General features: G+C 35.5%; 16 protein-coding genes. 6 read left to right on the top strand and 10 right to left on the bottom strand.

All coding sequences use genetic code 11. From position 1 onward, the window contains the following. Positions 1-80 precede the first annotated feature (80 nt). From BMW63_RS01285 to BMW63_RS01270, 4 genes are all read left to right on the top strand, one after another. Positions 81-476, top strand: a complete 396-nt coding sequence (locus BMW63_RS01285; protein ID WP_074720446.1) for a (deoxy)nucleoside triphosphate pyrophosphohydrolase — start codon at positions 81-83, stop codon at positions 474-476. After that, a complete protein-coding gene (locus BMW63_RS01280) occupies positions 469-3,912 on the top strand; it encodes a DUF3427 domain-containing protein (RefSeq protein WP_074720444.1) in 3,444 nt (1,147 codons plus the stop codon). The genes BMW63_RS01285 and BMW63_RS01280 overlap by 8 nt, the downstream gene beginning before the upstream one ends. Before the next feature lie 238 nt (positions 3,913-4,150). Next, positions 4,151-5,266, top strand: coding sequence for a PQQ-dependent sugar dehydrogenase (locus BMW63_RS01275; protein ID WP_074720442.1), 1,116 nt, complete (start codon positions 4,151-4,153; stop codon positions 5,264-5,266). 142 nt (positions 5,267-5,408) lie between these two features. Then, positions 5,409-5,864 carry a c-type cytochrome gene (locus BMW63_RS01270; RefSeq protein WP_074720440.1) on the top strand — a complete coding sequence of 152 codons (456 nt, stop codon included), beginning with the start codon at positions 5,409-5,411 and terminating at the stop codon, positions 5,862-5,864. Positions 5,865-6,249: 385 nt separating this feature from the next. Here BMW63_RS01270 and BMW63_RS01265 read toward each other — a convergent pair whose 3' ends face one another. Continuing rightward, positions 6,250-8,331 (bottom strand): TonB-dependent receptor family protein, encoded by a 2,082-nt coding sequence (locus tag BMW63_RS01265; protein WP_245744829.1) that lies wholly within the window; start codon positions 8,329-8,331, stop codon positions 6,250-6,252. 312 nt (positions 8,332-8,643) lie between these two features. Between BMW63_RS01265 and BMW63_RS01260 the strand changes: the two genes are divergently transcribed. Both BMW63_RS01260 and BMW63_RS01255 read left to right on the top strand, forming a co-directional pair. Continuing rightward, a complete protein-coding gene (locus BMW63_RS01260) occupies positions 8,644-9,669 on the top strand; it encodes a hypothetical protein (protein WP_074720436.1) in 1,026 nt (341 codons plus the stop codon). Positions 9,670-9,680: 11 nt separating this feature from the next. Then, on the top strand, positions 9,681-10,535 hold the full coding sequence (locus tag BMW63_RS01255) for a polysaccharide deacetylase family protein (RefSeq protein ID WP_074721124.1): 855 nt from the start codon (positions 9,681-9,683) through the stop codon (positions 10,533-10,535). Between the two features lie 306 nt (positions 10,536-10,841). Here the strand turns inward: BMW63_RS01255 and BMW63_RS01250 are convergent, their stop codons facing one another. The 9 genes from BMW63_RS01250 to atpG all read right to left on the bottom strand — a co-directional run bounded on the left by BMW63_RS01250 (position 10,842) and on the right by atpG (position 19,499). Continuing rightward, positions 10,842-12,131 carry a murein hydrolase activator EnvC family protein gene (locus BMW63_RS01250; RefSeq protein ID WP_074720434.1) on the bottom strand — a complete coding sequence of 430 codons (1,290 nt, stop codon included), beginning with the start codon at positions 12,129-12,131 and terminating at the stop codon, positions 10,842-10,844. Positions 12,132-12,154: 23 nt separating this feature from the next. Continuing rightward, positions 12,155-12,925 carry a lipoprotein insertase outer membrane protein LolB1 gene (locus BMW63_RS01245; protein ID WP_074720432.1) on the bottom strand — a complete coding sequence of 257 codons (771 nt, stop codon included), beginning with the start codon at positions 12,923-12,925 and terminating at the stop codon, positions 12,155-12,157. Positions 12,926-12,931: 6 nt separating this feature from the next. Beyond that, positions 12,932-14,275 carry a tetratricopeptide repeat protein gene (locus tag BMW63_RS01240; RefSeq protein ID WP_074720430.1) on the bottom strand — a complete coding sequence of 448 codons (1,344 nt, stop codon included), beginning with the start codon at positions 14,273-14,275 and terminating at the stop codon, positions 12,932-12,934. Positions 14,276-14,371: 96 nt separating this feature from the next. Continuing rightward, complete coding sequence (locus BMW63_RS01235) at positions 14,372-15,388, bottom strand: sugar phosphate nucleotidyltransferase (RefSeq protein ID WP_074720428.1); 1,017 nt, start codon at positions 15,386-15,388, stop codon at positions 14,372-14,374. Positions 15,389-15,472: 84 nt separating this feature from the next. Then, a complete protein-coding gene (gene dut / locus BMW63_RS01230) occupies positions 15,473-15,907 on the bottom strand; it encodes a dUTP diphosphatase (protein WP_074720426.1) in 435 nt (144 codons plus the stop codon). 143 nt (positions 15,908-16,050) lie between these two features. Beyond that, the gene (locus BMW63_RS01225; protein ID WP_074720424.1) at positions 16,051-17,508 is read right to left on the bottom strand and encodes a lipopolysaccharide biosynthesis protein; all 1,458 of its coding nucleotides are present in this window, start codon (positions 17,506-17,508) and stop codon (positions 16,051-16,053) included. A gap of 38 nt (positions 17,509-17,546) precedes the next feature. Then, a complete protein-coding gene (locus BMW63_RS01220; protein WP_074720422.1) occupies positions 17,547-18,044 on the bottom strand; it encodes a hypothetical protein in 498 nt (165 codons plus the stop codon). An 11-nt stretch (positions 18,045-18,055) separates the two neighbouring features. Next, positions 18,056-18,460 carry a GNAT family N-acetyltransferase gene (locus BMW63_RS01215; protein ID WP_074721122.1) on the bottom strand — a complete coding sequence of 135 codons (405 nt, stop codon included), beginning with the start codon at positions 18,458-18,460 and terminating at the stop codon, positions 18,056-18,058. A 178-nt stretch (positions 18,461-18,638) separates the two neighbouring features. Beyond that, positions 18,639-19,499, bottom strand: a complete 861-nt coding sequence (atpG, locus tag BMW63_RS01210; protein WP_074720420.1) for an ATP synthase F1 subunit gamma — start codon at positions 19,497-19,499, stop codon at positions 18,639-18,641. Positions 19,500-19,549 lie beyond the last annotated feature (50 nt).

The following is a 19,549-nucleotide window of genomic DNA, read 5'->3' as shown; positions in this document are numbered from 1 at the left end:
CGCAATTTAACAGTAAAAAGTAGACGAAACATTGTAAAAATACTAAAGGGTAATTATTCAGAGTAAAACAGAGGTTAAGAATGAAAAAAATTGAGGTAGTAGCTGCAATAATATATTTTGATAATAAAATTTTATGTGTTCAAAGACCTAAAAACAAACTCTCATATATCTCTGAGAAGTTTGAATTTCCAGGTGGGAAAATTGAACAAGGCGAAACACAAAAAGATGCTTTAAAACGAGAATTATTTGAAGAGTTAAATATCACAACAGACATCCAGGAATTATTTCTAACTGTTGCGCATGAATATCCTGATTTTGAATTGACGATGCACAGTTATATTTGTGAAGTTCAAACAAAAGAACTCACACTTAATGAACATATAGCACAAGAATGGTTAACTCTATCAGAACTTAAAAAACTTGATTGGGCGGCGGCTGATATTCCGATAGTAAATAAATTAATAATGAATGGATAAGTTAGCTGCAATTTTCAATTCAAGTTTACAAACAGGTTATGTAGATAAAAATATTTTATCTAACATAGCGTATCAACCTGAGTTGCTCGTCAATCAAAAAAATCCACCAAAAAAAGTTCTGTCATCAATACTTCATGAACTTGAAAATTGCAACCAGTTTTACATCTCAGTTGCATTTGTTACCACAAGTGGGGTTGCTACAATAATTAATAAACTACAAGAACTAGAAAAACGTGAAATAAAAGGAAAAGTTCTAGTTTCTCAATATCTAAACTTCACGCAACCTGAAGCGCTTAAAAGATTATCTCAATTCAAAAATATAGACCTAAGAATTGCAACAACAGGAAATGCACATGCAAAAGGATACATCTTTAAAAATAAAGAGCATTACAATCTAATTGTTGGTAGCAGTAATTTAACTGCTCAAGCCTTGTCAACTAACAAAGAATGGAATATTAAAGTCTCTGCGTTAGATGAAAGTGGTCTTGTTGAAAAAGTAATCAATGAATTTAAATCCGATTTTGAAAAAGCAACTCCTGTAACAGAAGAATATATTTTGCTTTATGAAGAAATATATCAAAAGCAATTTCTTCTAAATAAAAACAACAAATTAGAGTCGTTAATTGAATCCCAAACTACTATAACTCCCAATGCAATGCAAATAGAAGCATTGGGAAATTTAAAGAACTTAAGAAACGATAAAAAGAATAAAGCATTAATAATTTCTGCTACCGGAACAGGAAAAACCTATTTATCGGCTTTCGATGCAAAAGCTTTTAACCCACAAAAATTATTATTTGTAGTTCATCGGTTAACCATTGCCAAAGATTCATTAAAAACATTTCGAAGAGTTTTCGGGAAGGATAAAACAATGGGATTATATTCTGGTGAAAAAAGAGAATTAGAATGTGATTTTGTGTTTTCAACAATACAAACTATTTCAAAATCCACACACCTTGAGAACTTCTCAAAAGATCACTTTGATTACATAATTATTGACGAAACTCACCGATCTGGTGCGGACTCTTATTTAAAATTAATCGACTATTTTGAACCGCAGTTTCTTTTAGGAATGACTGCAACTCCTGAAAGAACTGATGGCAATGATATATTTCGATTATTTGATCACAATATTGCATACGAAATCAGATTGAATAGAGCGATGGAAGAAGAAATGCTTAGTCCATTTCACTACTATGGAGTCACTGATTTACTAATTAACAATAATGAGATTGATAACAAATCGACTTTTAACTTACTAGTTTCTAACGAACGAGTAAACAGAATCATTGAACAAGCAAAATTTTACGGAAGCGATAACGGCATAACTAAAGGTCTGATTTTTTGTTCACGAAAGAATGAAGCAATTGAACTTTCCGCTTTATTAAATCTAAAAGGATTTAGAACCATTGCCTTAACAGGAGATAGTTCTGAAGAAGAAAGAGCTAAAGCGATTGAAAGATTAGAATCGGATAATTTACATGAAAAGCTTGATTACATTTTTACAGTTGATATTTTCAATGAAGGGATTGATATTCCAAAAATCAATCAAATTATCATGCTGCGACCTACTGCATCAGCTATTATTTTTATTCAGCAATTAGGGCGAGGTTTAAGGAAAGTTGACGGAAAAAGTTATGTAACTGTAATTGATTTTATTGGAAACTATGAAAACAATTATCTAATTCCTATTGCTTTATACGGTGACACTTCATACAATAAAGATTCATTAAGAAAATTAATTACAGAAGGAAGCAGAATGATTCCTGGATCTTCCACGATTAATTTTGACGAAATTACTAAAGAAAAAATATTTGAATCCATCGATTCTGCGAACATGCAGTTGTTGTCAGATTTGAAAAAGGATTACAATCTGTTGAAATTCAAGTTGGGCAGAATCCCAATGATGATGGATTTTATAGAACATGGTTCTAGAGATCCATATTTGTATGTGAACTATGCAAATTCTTACTATAATTTCATTGTAAAAGTTGAGAACGACTACAACTCAAAATTATCTACAGAAGAGGTTAAACTTTTAGAATTATTTTCAAAAGAAATAAACAATTCTAAAAGAGTTGAAGAAAGCTTAATCATTAAATTATTAATTAATTTTGAAACACTTTCTATAAAAGATTTAAGAGAAACTATTTTTAAAAAATATCATTATGCTGTTTCTGACGAAACCATCAAATCATCTGTTTCTAACTTAAATTTTGAATTTATTCGAGAAAAAAAAGATGGTAAATTAATTGCTGCAAAAGAAATTTATGATTTAGATATTTTAAAAATTGAAAATGACAAACTACACTTTTCAAGTACGTTTCTTTCATACTTAAATCACAAAGTATTTAAAAATTTCCTAACTGATTCAACTGAATATTCCATCTATGAATTTGATAAATTATTTGAACCAAATAATTGGCAGAATGGATTTGTACTTTATAGAAAATACTCGCGTAAAGATGTATTTAGAATATTAAATGTCACCGAAAATCCTGTTGCTCAAAACGTTGGAGGCTATTTAGTAAGTCCCAACAATGCACATTGTCCAATTTTCGTAAATTATCATAAAGAAGACGATATTTCTGAGTCAACGAAATACGAGGATGAATTTGTAAATAACAAAGAGTTTAACTGGATGTCAAAATCCAATAGGAAAATTGAAAGTAATGATGTTCAATCTATTTTAGGAAAAAACGGTGCAATCAGACTCCCTTTATTTATCAAAAAAAACAATGATGAAGGAATGGACTTCTATTATATGGGAGAAGTAAGCCCTGAATTGAATCAGGTTGAACAAACCACTATGAAAAATGATAGTGGTAAACAGGTTTCAGTTGTCAAAATTCGTTTCAATTTAACAAACGCTGTTTCAACTTCTATGTATAACTATTTGGAACAAAAGGCAACAGTTAAAGTTAGTAAACCTGAAAAGAAGGATGTTATTATTCCATTACAAGAAACTATAAATTTTGAACCAACAATAAGGAACCTAATCCCGCTTTATGATTTTTATGCAGCTGCAGGAACATTTAGTGAGATTCAATCTGAAAAAGATTATACTTTGATTGAAGGACCTGAAAACACTAATAAAAACAGTGATTATTTTGCATGTAAAATTGTTGGTGAGTCAATGAACAGAGTAATTCCAAATGGTTCTATTTGCTTATTTAAACCTTACAATGGGGGCAGTAGAAACGGTAAAATTGTATTGGTGGAAAACATGGATATTCAAGACCACGATTTTAATTCTGCTTTTACAATCAAGACGTATTCTAGTGAAAAAATAGTTTCTGAGGAAGGTTGGGAACATACTTCAATTGTATTAAGACCAAATTCATTTGAAGAATCTTATAAAAATATTATTATCAATGAAGATAATGGTGCTGAAATGAGAGTTGTCGGGGAGTTTGTTTCAATTATTTCTAATTAAGAATTATGGAAATGATTTAATTCTATTTTGAATGTAGGAGCATATTAGTATTATTGAAGCGACACTAATTACAACTGATCTGTATCTCAATTCTGGTCTTTGGAAACTCAAGCAACAATGGTTAAATATATCGAGGTCATAAAAATAGCGATTGCTTTCAAAACTAAAATTTTAAAAAATAGCTAATCGACTGATATTCTTTTATTATCTTTAAAACTCGTTTTTTAAATTGAATATCATGAACAAATTTATTCTACTACTTGTACCTTTTTTTATATACAGTTGTCAGGCACAGCCCAATCCAAAAGATGTCGCGCTTCAAGACGAAGTAAAAAACTATACTTTGGAAACCGTGGTGGACGGTATTCCTATTCCTTGGGGAATGGCTTGGTTGCCGGACGGCTCGATGCTAGTTACCGAGAAAAGCGGGATTTTGTACCACATTAAAAACGGCCAAAAAACCGAAGTGAAAAATGTTCCCGCAGTCTACAATCGCGGTCAAGGCGGTTTGCTCGATATTGTCTTACATCCTGATTATGCCAAAAATGGTTGGATTTACATCACCTACGCTTCTACAGAAGGCGAGGGAGAAGGCGGAAACACCAAACTCATTAGAGCCAAACTCGAAAATGAAAGTCTCACGCAAATACAATCGCTATACAAATGCGGACCCAACACCACTAAGGGACAGCATTTTGGTTCCCGAATCGTTTTTGACAACGAAGGTTATTTGTATTTCTCGGCAGGAGAACGCGGAGCACATTTTGTCAATCCACAAGACATAACTCGAGACAACGGAAAAATTTATCGTCTGAATGATGACGGAAGCATTCCTGCAGACAATCCTTTTGTGGGGAAAGCAGGCGCTAAGGAAGCTATTTATTCTTACGGCCATCGCAATCCGCAGGGATTAGTAAAGAATCCGGTTACGGGCGCTATTTGGGATCACGAACACGGCCCAAAAGGCGGAGACGAAATCAACATTATCAAAAAAGGCGCTAATTACGGTTGGCCCGTCGTAACCTATGGTATCGATTATGATGGCACAAACATCAGTACTATTCAGCAGAAACCAGGTATGGAAGATCCGATATACTATTGGGTTCCCTCTATTGCTCCTTCGGGAATGACATTTGTGACTGGGGATCGCTACCCAGAATGGAAAGGAAACTTACTCGTGGGTTCGTTGAAATTTCAATACCTCGAATTAGTAAAATTAGACGGCGATAAAATAACAGGCCGACAAAAAATCGCTACCGATATTGGTCGCGTACGAAATGTTGCTCAAGGTCCAGACGGTTATATTTACATTGGTGTAGAAGGAAAAGGAATTGTAAAAATTAAACCCAATTAAATTACCTCGAGAAAAAGTCCAAATGGTATTAGTGAAATAATAGCTGCAGATTAACAGATAGTAAAAATCCTTTTTTAATCAGTGAATCTGTGGTAAAAAAATCGAAGCAGCACTTTAAGCAATTAAACCTAAAGAAATTAAAATGATGATAGCTAAACTACATCTCGGAATTGCATTGTTTGCGTCCGCTTATTTATATTATTCGAATCCAAGTGTTAATTCAAAAACGAACTACCTTCCTATTTTAGAAATTAAACAACAAACGCCTTTACAAAAAAGCATCGCAAACGGAAAAGAAGTCTATGCTGATTTTTGTATGCAGTGCCACCTGGCAAACGGAAAAGGAGATGGTGTTAATTTCCCCACATTGGATGGATCCACATGGCTCACTGAAAAAAGAACCCAGAGTATTCACGCGCTAAAATTTGGACTCAGCGGTCCTATTGTGGTTAACGGCAAAAAATTCAACAGCGCCATGCCAGCGATGGGACTCAGCAATCAGGAAGTCACTGATGTGATGAATTACATTATGAATTCCTGGAGCAACAAACAAAAAAAGAGTGTTAGCCTAGAAGAAGTAGCACTAGTAAAACAGTAACTAGGTTGAAATTATCTGCGCCGTCAGTTACGTTAATCCCTAACTTGTTTCGGGAAGTGTTTTTGTTTAATAATACCAATACTATTTATAAGACAGTCCAATTGTCAGTTCGAGCGGAGTCGAGAACCACTATCGCATCTCGACTCCGCTCGATTTGACAAATATTTAGGTTGGACTATATGGTACTGGTTTTTGGTATAACTTCTCAAGACATCACAAAAAACAATCCACAAATGACACGGATTTGACGGGTAAAAATTTATTTTGTAACTTCCTAGCATATAATCAGCGGTAATCCGCTCAAATCCGTTTCATCCGCGTTCCATAATTTATATTAGAATAAAAACCGCAAACAGCTATGGAATTAAACGCCCCATATTGAACTCTAAAAAAGATAGCTCAAGCTAATTCCGCCATAATAATTCCGCGGATTTCCGGGATAATAATACCTTGGTTTGGCCTGACCAAATCCCACAGCATTGGGCAAAATACTAGCTGCATACTGCTCATTTGTTGCATTGTTGATTCCCGTACTGAGCTCCGTTTTCAGATTTTTTAAAACCATAAAAGTATAGCTTGTTTTAAAATCTAAAAGAGAATAGGCTTGGGTGTATTTTGAGTTTTGATCATTTAACGGCATAGCACTCACTTTACTAAAAGCAGCGTGCAGTTTAAATCCGCTAGTCGTACTCAAATCCACGCCTGCATTCCATTGCGTATCCGGTACCGCCGTGAGTTGGTTTCCACAATAATCATTTGTACCATCCACAAAATCCTTGAATTTAAAACGATTCACTGCCGCCGAAAAATAAGTTGAAAGCTGGTATTGGCTCGTTTGTAAAAGCGTATAGTCGAGAAGAAATTCCATCCCAATATGCGAACTGGCCCCAGCGTTGATGCCTATGTATTGATCTTCGGCGGTGCGTCTTGCTACTAGTAAATTTGTAATTTGAGTACTAAAAAAAGTCAGCTCCGTGTGTAATTTATTGTTCAGTCCTAGCGCCTTCAATCCCAGTTCATAGTTCCACCCTATTTCAGGTTTTAGGTTGGTATTAATTTGTCCTTCGGGAGTCAGCGTCTCCGCAACAGATGGCGTTGAAAACCCTTTACTTATCGATGCATATATTGTTTTTGTTTTAGTAAAACTATATGAAAGTCCCGCTCTTGGGGACCATATTTCCCCAAAGGTATAGGCTAGGTCTGGCATTGTCTCCGCTTCTGCAAAAAGATCCCGTAACGAATAGCGTGTGGTATTAAAAGCCAGACCCGTTTCTAAATGAAGTTTTGGGGACAACGAAAAATCTGCCTGTAAAAAATAATTTTGGTAGCTGCTTTTTTGCTGCTTTTTGCTAAATTCATCTCCGGCAACACTTCCTGGATTGGGTTGCGAAGCATATCGATTTTCGAAAAGAGAAAAAGTATACTCATCAAAAGCCATCTCTGTTCCCAAACTCGTTTCAAATGGTACTGACCATAGCGTGTTTTTATAATTCAAACTAGAACGCAAACCAATACTGCTGCTTTTATCATCCAAGATATTAAAAGGTCGTGGCTCGTAGGCTTTTTTAAGATTCGAAAAAACACTGGTTTTCAAAGACCATTTTGAAGACAATTGCTGACGGTAACCCACGCCTATCAACACTTTATCATATAATTCATAGCCTTGTGCCTGAGCCCAATTGCTTGCCGCTTTTTCGGGATGCATATTAAAATCGTCCTCGTTAATAGAACTGGGAATGTAGGCTTTGAGTTGGGTATACACTCCGATAAAGGATAGTTCTCCTTTGCTGCTTATCTTTTGCTGCCCTTGTACATTAAGTAATTTTCGATCATAAGAGGAATTTTGGCGAAAGCCATCACTTTGTAAATGACTGTAATTAACAACGCCTAAAGTAGAAGATTTACCATAATTCACTGAAAAATTTTGTTTCAAGAGTCCGAAACTTCCATAAGTCGAGCTTGATTTCGCTTGAAATTCATCCGTAGGAATTTCGCGCGCAAACAAATTGATTACACCTCCCAATCCCGAACCAAAACTGGTACTATTAGGTCCTTTGATGATTTCGATACGCCCGATAGTCTCTAAATCTAAATCTTCAATCGTCGATTCTCCTTCGGCAGTGGTTATCGGAATACCTTCGAAATAAGCCTTTATTTTTTGAGTTCCATACTGCGAACGAGAACCAATACCGCGAATACTAATTTTAATGGTGTTCAAAGCGCCTTGTTGCAGATACAAGCCCGGAATTTTATTGAGTACCGAAGTCAGGATAATCCCATCACTTTTATCGAGCTCCTTCCTGCTAATAACTGCTAGAGACGCAGCCGTGTTTTGAAGTGTAGCTTTTGTAGGAGAAGCTAATATGGTTACTGTAGCGAGTGCCGTAGTGTCCTTTGTGATTTGGCTAAAAATTACACCTTGCTGCAATAGCATAAACAGGAAAAAAAACTGGAGCTTGTTGTACACCGACTTAATTTTAAATTAATAGTAGAAAAGGTTGATAAAGTTAGGTTATTCTGCTTTGCAATCAAAAACGGGTGTGGAATGGAATTTTTTATGATTCCATCAAAAAACCAATCCTTCCCTATACAATTAATGGCCTGTTTTCTGCAGTACTCACGGATACTATTTGGACTATATTTTTTGTAAAAAATAACTAGCGTCAATCTCAGTAACACTATCCGTGAATTATATAAAAATTGTGCCTCAGAATACTATTTTAATACATCTGCCGTTCATTAAAAACAATACCTTTGCATCAAACTCAAGATTTATTTTATGAAAAATTACACACTTGCGCTTCTTATACCTTCGCTTTTCTTTTTTGTGTCCAGCTGCAATAAAAGCAAGGCTGCAGATGAAAAAAACGAGGTGGAAAAAACTGCGGCAATAGCCACTGATTCTGTCAAGAAAAAAGCAATCCCTACAATCGATACGGCAGACTATAATAAAAGAATGATCGCTTTAAGCAATAACGACACCACTGGAAGATGGCCTGTAAAAACGCCTTATCCATTGCCGGGCGCCTTATTGCCCTACCATAGAATCATTGCCTTTTACGGCAATTTATATTCGACAAGAATGGGCGTTTTAGGAGAATATCCTAGAGCCGAAATGATTAAAAAACTACAAGGCGAAGTCGCTAAATGGCAGGCCGCAGATACGACCACAATAGCAATTCCCGCCTTGCATTATATTGCAGTAACAGCACAAGGAGCACCCGGAAAAGACAACATGCACCGCATGCGCATGCCGTTTAAGCAAATAGACACGGTAATTAGTTGGGCAAAACCCATTGATGCTTTGGTGTTTTTAGATATTCAAGTGGGACACAGTACGGTGAAAGCAGAAGTAAGCGAACTGGTAAAATACCTTTCCTTACCGAATGTTCATCTAGGAATTGATCCTGAATTTTCATTAAAAAACGGACACGTTCCTGGAACTAAAATAGGTAGTTTTACTGCTGATGATATCAACGACGCCATCGATATTCTAGCTAAGGTCGTTCGTGAAAACAAACTAACGCCAAAAGTGCTTATTGTACACCGTTTCACCCAAGGAATGGTAACCGACTATAAAAAGATAAAAACACTTCCTGAGGTGCAAGTAGTGATGGATATGGACGGCTTTGGTAGTAAAGTCTTGAAAAGATCGACCTACCTGACTTATATTTATAGAGAGCCAGTACAATTTACCGGATTTAAATTGTTTTACAAAAACGATAATTGGAACGATTGGAAAATATACACTCCGGAAGAATTGCTAAAATTCACTCCAAAACCAAGCTACATTCAATTTCAATAATGTTTACTACAATGAAAAATTATTTCGCCTGTCTGATTTTAGGACTTGTAATTCTGGAAGGCTGCCAATCAAAAGCAGAAGAAGCAAACAAAGAAGTGCCACAGAAAACAACGGAGCTAAATGCCATTGTAACTAAGACAGAAGTACAAAAAGTGACCAATGATGCGGCTACCATTCTTTCAAAAAAAGAAGTGCCTATTTTGTGCTACCATAACATTAAGAATTTTGATGCCAGTGCTGGCCCCATGACCAAAGTCTATTCCGTAAAACCAGCAGACTTTGCAGCGCAAATGAAAGCGTTGTCAGTAGCAGGATATCATACGATATTACCTGCACAATTGTACGAGTATTTAGTGCATGACGGCCCGCTACCTTCAAAACCAATCATGATTACCTTTGATGATACACGCGGAGAACAATACACCATTGGTGCAGCCGAAATGGAAAAATACGGTTTTAAAGGCGTGTTCTTTGTTATGACCGTTTCCATTAACCGTCCCAACTATTTATCTAAAGAACAAATCAAAGAATTATCAGATACCGGTAATGTCATCGCAGCACATACCTGGGATCATCATATGGTAACGAAATACTCCGGTGACGACTGGAATACGCAATTGGTAAAACCGAAAGCGAAACTGGAAGAAATCACAGGAACGCCAGTAACCTATTTTGCCTATCCTTTTGGTTTATGGAATAAGGAAGCGATTCCCGAAATAAAAAAGAGTGGCTACCAAATGGCGTTTATTCTTTCGACCAAAAGAGATTCAATCGATCCTTTATACACCATTAGACGCATGATTGTTTCTGGTACCTGGAATACGGAAGGAATGATGAAGTCTACCGAATCCACTTTCAACAAATAGCCCCAATTATCGTTATTTCGTAGTCCCAAATTTATAATACAATGCCAATAACTTGTGCCGATTTTTTGGCATACTATAAAAAATAGACATCTCGATGGCTCGGGATTATTGGGATACATTGAATAGAATTGCTATAATTCGAGCGGATGCATTAGCCGTCGTTCATCATAATCAGTTCCTAATAAGTATCCTTATTTTATTCGAAATAAAAAAACAGGAACGAAAAGCACATCGCATAAAAAAACAGCCTTGTTTTATCTTACACGATAACACAAGGCTGTTTTTTTTTGAACTAAAAAGCCGTTCTTATTTAGTGGACAACCATCCTTGCGGATTCGTGTAGGTAGTATTTTGTAACAGTAAAAATTTGATTATCGTTTTTCCTGTATCTCCATTTGTTCTCACTTTACCCAGATTTTGTTTAATACTAATCTTATCTCCTTTGCTCACAGACACTGAACTTAAATTTTGATAGATCGTGAAGTAATCCCCATGTTGTATCATTACCGCTTTATTTACCGGTGACAGCACCATAATACTAGCTACTTCTCCACCAAAAACCGCTCTTGCATTAGCGCCTTCATTAGTAGTGATTTCGACACCGCTATTATGAATTACTAAGGTATTGTAAATAGGGTGTGCCTGATCGCCGTAGCCTAATGATATAAATCCTTTCTCGACAGGCCAGGGAAGGCTTCCTCTGTTTGCTTTAAAGTTGTCTGCAATCAATTTGTCTTCTGGTGTCAACTCTATTCTGGAAGAAGAGACTGATTCTTTGGCTGCTTCAGCAGCAACCTCTTTTTTACTCGCACCAGAATTGCTTGCCAACGCTCTCGCTTTAGCTTTCTCCAACGCCGCTTTTCTATTCGCCTCAGCAATCGCCTCACGGATTAAACGGTCAATTTGTTTGTCGATTGTTTTAGACTCCCGTTGTTTTTTTCGAATATCTGAAACAATTCTGTTCTTATCTTTCTTGATCAGATTGACTAATTTCTCCTGCTCTTTTTTTTCTTTTACAAGTCCTTCTTTTTCTTTCCTGTTTTCGACTAAAAGCTTTTGTTTGGCTACTTTTTGAACGTTTAATTTATCATTATAAGTCACCAGTTGGGTTGACTTTGATTTTATCTCTTCTCCTTGATTTTTTCTAAAACTAGTATACTGTTTTAAATATTGCGCTCTTTTGTAAGCCTGTAAAAAATTCTCTGCTGAAAGTATAAACATCGCCCGACTCTGCTCTGAACGGCTTTTGTAGGACTTCACAATCATCCTAGCATAGTCTACTTTAAGAACTTCAAGCTCCTTGTTCAGCTTATTGATTTTCATTTGATTAATGTACATGTCATTAGCCAAAAGCTTAGTTTGCTTTTCGGTTGTATTAATCAACGTCTCTTTTAGTCTGATTTTATTTTTTTGGATTAAAAACACATTCATCGCCGACTTTTCCTTTGATTTAACGTTTTGCAACATCTTCTCATTTTCTCTAATCTCCCGTTGGATTTCGGCTTTTCTTTGTTCTAACTTTTCTTGTTGCGAAGACTGACTCCACATCATAGAAGTCATACACATAAACAATAGGCTAAGGAAAAATTTTGGCATCTTAAAAATATATTTTTGCAAATTTACTTAATTATAATTCTATTGTAACCATTTGGGACACTATATGGAAAAGAAAGTTCTTCATTGAATGTTACCGTATTGTAATCTAATTCAATTTCTGATTTCCCTTTGGGCTGAAACGTATTGATTACTACATTACCTGGCAACATCGTTTCTTTGTATTGCCTGATGTTTGAATAGGCAACCTGAATCATTCTTCCTTCAGCTGTTTGCGTAATTTCTTGTTTTTGAACACTAAAATCTGCCGCGTTGATATAGAATGTTTTTTTAGTATTGCCATTTGCCAAATCATCCAATCGATACAACTGCTCGACTAATGATTCTTTGTATTTGCCTTTTGACAAATCATCTAAGGCTTCCCCTATCAACATGTTTTGAATCTTTTGATAATCCAAATCTGTTCCTAACCATTGGCTCAAAGTACTAAAATCCCCTTCAAAATAAGTGCCTTTTATTTTTTCATAATAGCTCACAGATGTTGGTGTTATGCTAGCTTTCGCCATTGTAATTCCAAGAAAACGAATGCTTACTAGAATTTGTTCGTCTTTCTTAATTTTAATTTCGGCAGTAACATTCTGTGACGATCGGTCATCCGAATATTTAGCATTAGCCTTTATATATAATGTAGAAAACTCCGTTTTATTGTTGTAGTGATTCGCTATTATTTTACTTGATTTTAAATAGGTAACTGGGACAGTAGCTTCTGTCACAATCGCTTTCGACTTGCAAGAAAATAATAAGACAACTGCCAGTAATGCTAAAAATTTATTCATTTGAATTTATTGTTTTAATAGTTGATTGGCTTTGGAAAAATAAAAATCTTTTTTCTTTACATCTCCTAAACCATTGTACGCTTCACCAAGTTGTATGTTGAAGTTTATTTCTAATGCCTTGTCGTCTATCAGGTAATCCAGTCCCACTTCCAACATTTCTTTTGCTTTTTTAAATTGGCTCAATTGATTGTATGCTAAGCCAGAATAATAATAAAACTGCGGCTGTGCGGGAAATACATCCACCATATCCATGGCTGTTTTTGCTGCTTTTCCAAACTCTTTTGACTCTGTATACGCTTGAAGCAAAAGTAAATTCGTCTCCATATCAATCTCCGTGCTTTTAGCATTTGCTTTTTCATAATACCCAATGGCTTTATCCCATTGTTTCTTATTATGATAAAACTTCCCTATTTCCTTGGACACATTCACTTCTGGATCATCATCAAAATACCCGATGGCTTTTTCTAAATCAGGGGCAAACTGCGGATTTGCATTTACATAAATCAGGAATTCATTGAGAATTCGGTGCTTTATTTTCGAATCTATTTTGGCACTGGCCAAAGCAATATTCATGGCATTAATCGCTTTTTCTCCGTCATTATTTTCCAGATGGTATTTGAACAAACTGACTTGCGCCCACTCTGATGTGGGTATTGCTGTTTCCAATTTTCGTGCCGTTTCCAACACTTTATCGGTTTCATTGTTTTTAGAATATAGATAAATCAGCGAAATGTAGTTGGATTCCTCTTTGGGATACTTTTTGATTTGGTCTATTAAATTGGTGATTTCTGCATTTTGATATTTCCCTTGGGATAAAATCTGCATTTTGTAGGAATCCCTTCTTTCTGACTTTCCAGACGATTCATTGAGCTCATTGATGAGATCCAATGCTTTGTCAAATTGACTGGTGCTCATGTAAAGCGAAGTCAGATCTTCTTTGAATTTAGCGTCAAAAGGGATGAGTTTGCCAATCGTTTTTATGGCGTTGACATAGTCTTTAGTTTCATAATCGACATCATACATTCCTATCCAAAACCATTTGTTTGCGGGGTCAATTTGCGCAGCACGTTCAAAGGAACTATAAGCATTCTTATAATCCTTTAAAGCCAAGTAATTTTTTCCTAGTTCAAAATAAATAGTGGCGTTCTCTGGTTCAATTTTCAAACATTGCTCCAAAGCCACAATCGCTTTATCGTAGTTTTCGATTCCTTTTTGCTTTAAAGACTCATAAAAATAATCCTGGAATTTGTCACTATTTGACTTTTTCTCTTCCGGCTCCGTTTGTGCCAATAGCAATACTGAATTGCTTAGCAAAACAAGAAATAGAATCCATAAAGTCGATTTTTTCATTGACTCTTTTTTAAAAACGCAACAGCTCAAATTAAGCTGTTGCATAATAGGTTTTTATGCGTTCCTGTAAAATACTGGACAAAACGAAAAAAATTGTTATTCTAATACCGAATAATCTCCAATGCTTATGCTGGTAAAATCACCGTCAAAACGGACGTGATTTCCAATCATCGCATTGTCTAAATTAGCATTGCTAATGTGTGCATGCGTCTGAATCAAACTGTTTTTAATCACACTTCCTGTAACGTGGCTTCCTTTTCCTAAAGAAACATTTGGCCCTACAGTTGAGTTAATTAAAAACACATCTTCTCCAATATAACAAGGTGGAATAATTGTTGAATTGTCTATTCTAACATTTACAGCCACTAAAGTTGTATCTTCTTTCTGCAAAAAACCCAGCATTCTGGAATTCGTTTCTACAGTCACATTTTTATTTCCACAGTCCATCCACTCGTCAACATTTCCTGTTTTAAAGATTTTCCCATTGGCCATCATTGCTTTAATTCCATCATTAATTTGGTATTCTCCACCATTTTGAATGTTGTTGTCTAAAACATTTTGCAACTCTTCCTTTAAAACCCCTACCTCCTTGAAGTAATAGATCCCAATAACGGCTAAATCGCTAACAAAGTCTTGTGGTTTTTCAACTAGTTCCACGATTTCATTTGCATCATTTAATTTCACCACACCATAGGCTTCTGGCTGATCTACTTGTTTTACCCAAATAACAGCGTCTGCTTCAGGGTCAAGATCAAAATCAGCTCTGATTAGCGTGTCTGCATAAGCAATTACGGCTGGCCCAGAAAGTGATTCTTTGGCACACATAATAGCATGACCTGTTCCTAAAGGCTCCAACTGGCGATAAATAGATGCTTTGGCACCTAAGCTTTCTGCTAATTCTTCTAAGCTTTTTACCAAATCATCTCCAAAAAAAGCGGGGTCTCCTAATATGAAAGCAACTTCGTCAATAGGTTCATCCAAAATTTTGGCAATATCTTCCACTAAACGGTGTACGATAGGTTTTCCTGCAATAGGAATCAATGGTTTTGGAATAGTTAAAGTATGAGGGCGAAGACGTGAACCACGTCCAGCCATTGGCACTATTATTTTCATGTATATTATGTTGAAAGATTAAATGATTGAAAAATTAAATGATTCTCTTCGAATTTTTAAATATTTCAATCTAGTTTATTAAGTTTACTTCACTCCAGTACTTCCGAATCCGCCTTCTCCGCGTGAGGTTTCAGATAACTCTTGAACTTCAATCCAGTCCGCGCGTTCGTGTTTAGCGATAATCAGTTGGGCAATACGCTCTCCATTTTGGATTACAAAAGCTTCATTGGATAAATTTACTAAAATCACACCAATTTCACCACGATAATCGGCATCAATAGTTCCAGGGCTGTTTAATACAGTAACTCCATTTTTGAAAGCCAGTCCGCTTCTTGGTCGTACTTGTGCTTCGTAACCGATTGGTAATTCGATGAAAAGTCCGGTTTTAATCACTGTTCGCCCTAACGGCTCCAATGTTACAGCTTCTGTAAGATTTGCTCTTAAATCCATTCCCGCTGATGCTATCGTCTCATAGTTAGGCAAGGCATGTTGTGATTTATTGATAATGTTTATTTTCATTTTTATAATTTTTGTTTAATGACAAGTCTTGACTTGTTCTACTGCTGTTTTTATTTTTAGCCCTGATAGTAGCGGTATCCTTTTCTTGACTTTTTAGGAAAGAAAAGATATAGCGGATAGCAGGAAATAGCTCCTAATTATTATTATTTTCTTATAATTCTCATCAATGTTTCTTTTTCATTGTGGTAGATGAAATAAAGGAACACGATTAATAAACCGACTCCAACATAATAATTCTCTCTGAACCCATAAAAGGATACGGCAGAAAAAAGTATGGATAATGAGAGATAGCCACCTATTTTTTTTAAATCATACGGAATAGGGTAATATTTGTTCCCTAGGTAATAGGAAATAATCATCATACTTCCGTAAGCAGCGATTGTAGCAATGGCTGAACCGTAATAACTCATGGTAGGAATCAGTAAAAAGTTAAGCACTAAGGTGATTACCGCACCCATTATAGAAATATAAGCGCCAATGTAGGTCTTGTCAATTAGTTTGTACCACACGGAAAGATTGGTATAAATCCCCAAAAAGAAATTAGCCAATATAATCAATGGCACTACTTTCATCGCTTCCCAATAGGAGCTGTTTCCAATCATCACTAGTTTAAACAAATCGGCAAAAACGATTACGGACAATAATATAAAAGATCCGAAGATGACAAAATATTTGGTCACCATGGCATAGGCTTGTGGCGCATTTTTGTCTGAAGCATGACTGAAAAAGAAAGGTTCGATTCCTAATGTATAAGCCGTTCGATACAAAACCATGAACAATCCCAATTTATAACAGGCAGAATAGACTCCAACCTCCGCTTCAGCAATATTAGCTGGTAACAGTTTTGACAACAGAATTTTATCGAATTGTTCATTGATGGCAAAGGCAATTCCCGCCACCATGATAGGCATACCATAACGCATCATTCGTTTCCATAAATCAGTATCTATCTTCCAGCTCAAGTATATATAATCTGGGGACAGCGCGACAAAAGTTAGTAAACTCGCAATAATATTAGCTAAGAATATATAGCCAATTTGAAAGTTATCCACATAAACAGAACGCAAAAAACCATGGGGATTTGCTTCGATTAACATGGGGATATACAATAAAAAAACAACGCTTAAAATCAGGTTAACCAAAACGTTTCCAACCTTTATTGCCGCATACACCATCGGTTTCTGATTGACCCTTAATTTTGAAAAAGGAATGATCACCAAGGCATCTAAAGCCAGAATCCAAATCGTATAACTTATATATTGTGAATCGATTCCCGACCAATCGGCTAAATTATTACGAAACAAAAGTGCGATAACCAGAAATGAAATGGTGCTCCAAAAGATAGAAACCATCGACGTCTCTAGAACAGCCTCTTTGTTGGATTCCTTGTTAAAAAACCTAAAGAACGAAGTCTCCATTCCGTACGCCAAAACAACATTAAAAAATATCATGTAGGCAAAAATGACAGACACTTTTCCATACTCCGCTTTCGGAAGTAAGTCGGTGTATAGTCGTACAAATAAAAAACTAAACATTCTCGGCAAAACCGTAGCGAGTCCGTATATAGCAGTTTGTTTAAAAAGTTTTTTATATAATCCCAAAATGGTATATCTTATTAATATTTAGAGAACAAAAATAACTAATTCTTTGGTTTAATCCCTGATGGATAAAGAATGATTGGTTTTTCTTTTACACTCGTGATTTTGTAGTACGCCGTTTTGTTTTTTTTCTTGTATTGCAATATCGCCTCGTTCGGTTTTAGATCAAATTTTGGTTTGACAATTACCGGCGCCGCATTACCGTATTCTTTTAATGGATTGCTGTCTAAAATAATATCTTGATTTGTTGGAGCTTCATAAAAATGAGCCACGAAAACACTATCATTTTCTTTTTCAAGTATAGCTACCTGATTTCGAAAATAGACTTTATCCAACGCCATTCCTTTCTTAAGCGGTTTGTCGAACTCGATATAAAAATCGTTACCAGCTCGAGCTTGACTGTCTCCAGTATTTATTTTTTGGAAATACGCCGCTGCTATTTCTTGTGGAAAATCTATTTTATTTTCCTGTTTAGACGCACAAAAAGATAGACTTCCTGCCAACAAAATTAAGACCCATATTTTTTTATTATAACCCATTGTAAAATGATTTAAGATAATCCCTCTTCATTGATGATTTTAACGAAATGAAAACCCTTAGGGCCGTAACCTTGGTTATAATAAAACCGATGGGCCGTAAAGTTTCCAGTAAAAGCATCTAGAACAATCATGCTACAGCCTTCTTCTTTTGCCTTTATATCAATGTAATCTGTCATCATTTTACCAAGTCCCTTAGAACGATGTTCTGGATGAACAATAAAATTATCAATCTCTATGTATCTACCCGACCATAATTTTGTTCCTGTCCAAAATCCAGTTACGGCAACGCAACTGTCATTTTCATATACTGCCAGTTGTTTGTAATTATGTGGCACCATTTCCTTAAGGTAGCATTCATATTTTTCCAGGGTAAATTTTGGATACAGAAACTGAAGCATTTCAATATTTAGAAGCATTTCGGCTACGGTTGTGAGTTCTCGTGTTTTCAATTGGAGTGGTTTTGTAATAAAGTATAAAATTAAACAAAAAAAGAGCCACGATATACGTGGCTCTTAAATATATATTTAGAAATAGGACTTTTTTATTTCTTTCTAGCTTCGAAATATAAAGATTTGAAAAAATAAACATTTTTCCTTATCCGTTTAACGCTTCTGCTCCACCAACAATCTCTAAGATCTCATTAGTAATAGAAGCTTGACGTGCTTTATTGTAAGTCAATTTCAATTGATTTCTCAATTCAGTTGCATTATCAGTAGCTTTGTGCATAGCAGTCATACGAGCACCATGTTCTGAAGCAAATGAATCACGAATACCTTTGTACAATTGTGTTTTCAATGATTTTGGAATCAAAGTCAAAACAATCTCTTCTTTAGATGGTTCAAAAATATAATCCCCAACTGAAGCTGTTAAATCTGATTTTATTGGTGCCAACGGTAAAAACTGCTCTGTTTGAACAATTTGAGTTGCAGCATTTTTAAATTGATTGTAGATCAATTCAATTTTATCATATTCTCCAGAAAGGAATTTCTCTGTTAACGTATCTGCAATTACAGCTACATTATCAAAAGTTAAATCATCGTAAACAGCACTTTGATTGTCAATTACAGCATTGGTTTTAACCAAAACATCATTTCCTTTTTTACCTATTGCAAAAATATCAACTTGTTTTCCTTCATAAAATACAGAACGGCTTTTTGATGCCTTAATTACATTTGAATTAAATGCACCACATAAACCTCTGTTTGAAGTGATAGCAACAACCAATACTTTTTTTACTTCACGTTGTGTTGTAAACTCTCCTCCAGCATCACCTTCCAGTGTAGCAGAAAGATTCTGTAATAATTCCGTTAATTTTTCGGCATAAGGGCGCATGGCTGTAATTGCATCTTGTGCTTTTTTTAGCTTTGCTGCAGAAACCATTTTCATCGCTGATGTAATTTGCATCGTAGATGAAACGGAAGTAATTCTATTACGGATTTCCTTTAAATTTGCCATTGTATTTTTAAGTATTAAATAGTAAGTATTAAGTAATAAGTAAAGGCCAC

The organism is Flavobacterium frigoris (genome assembly GCF_900111075.1).
GTDB classification, from domain to species: Bacteria; Bacteroidota; Bacteroidia; order Flavobacteriales; family Flavobacteriaceae; genus Flavobacterium; species Flavobacterium frigoris.
This window is presented reverse-complemented; position numbering and strand designations above follow the sequence as displayed.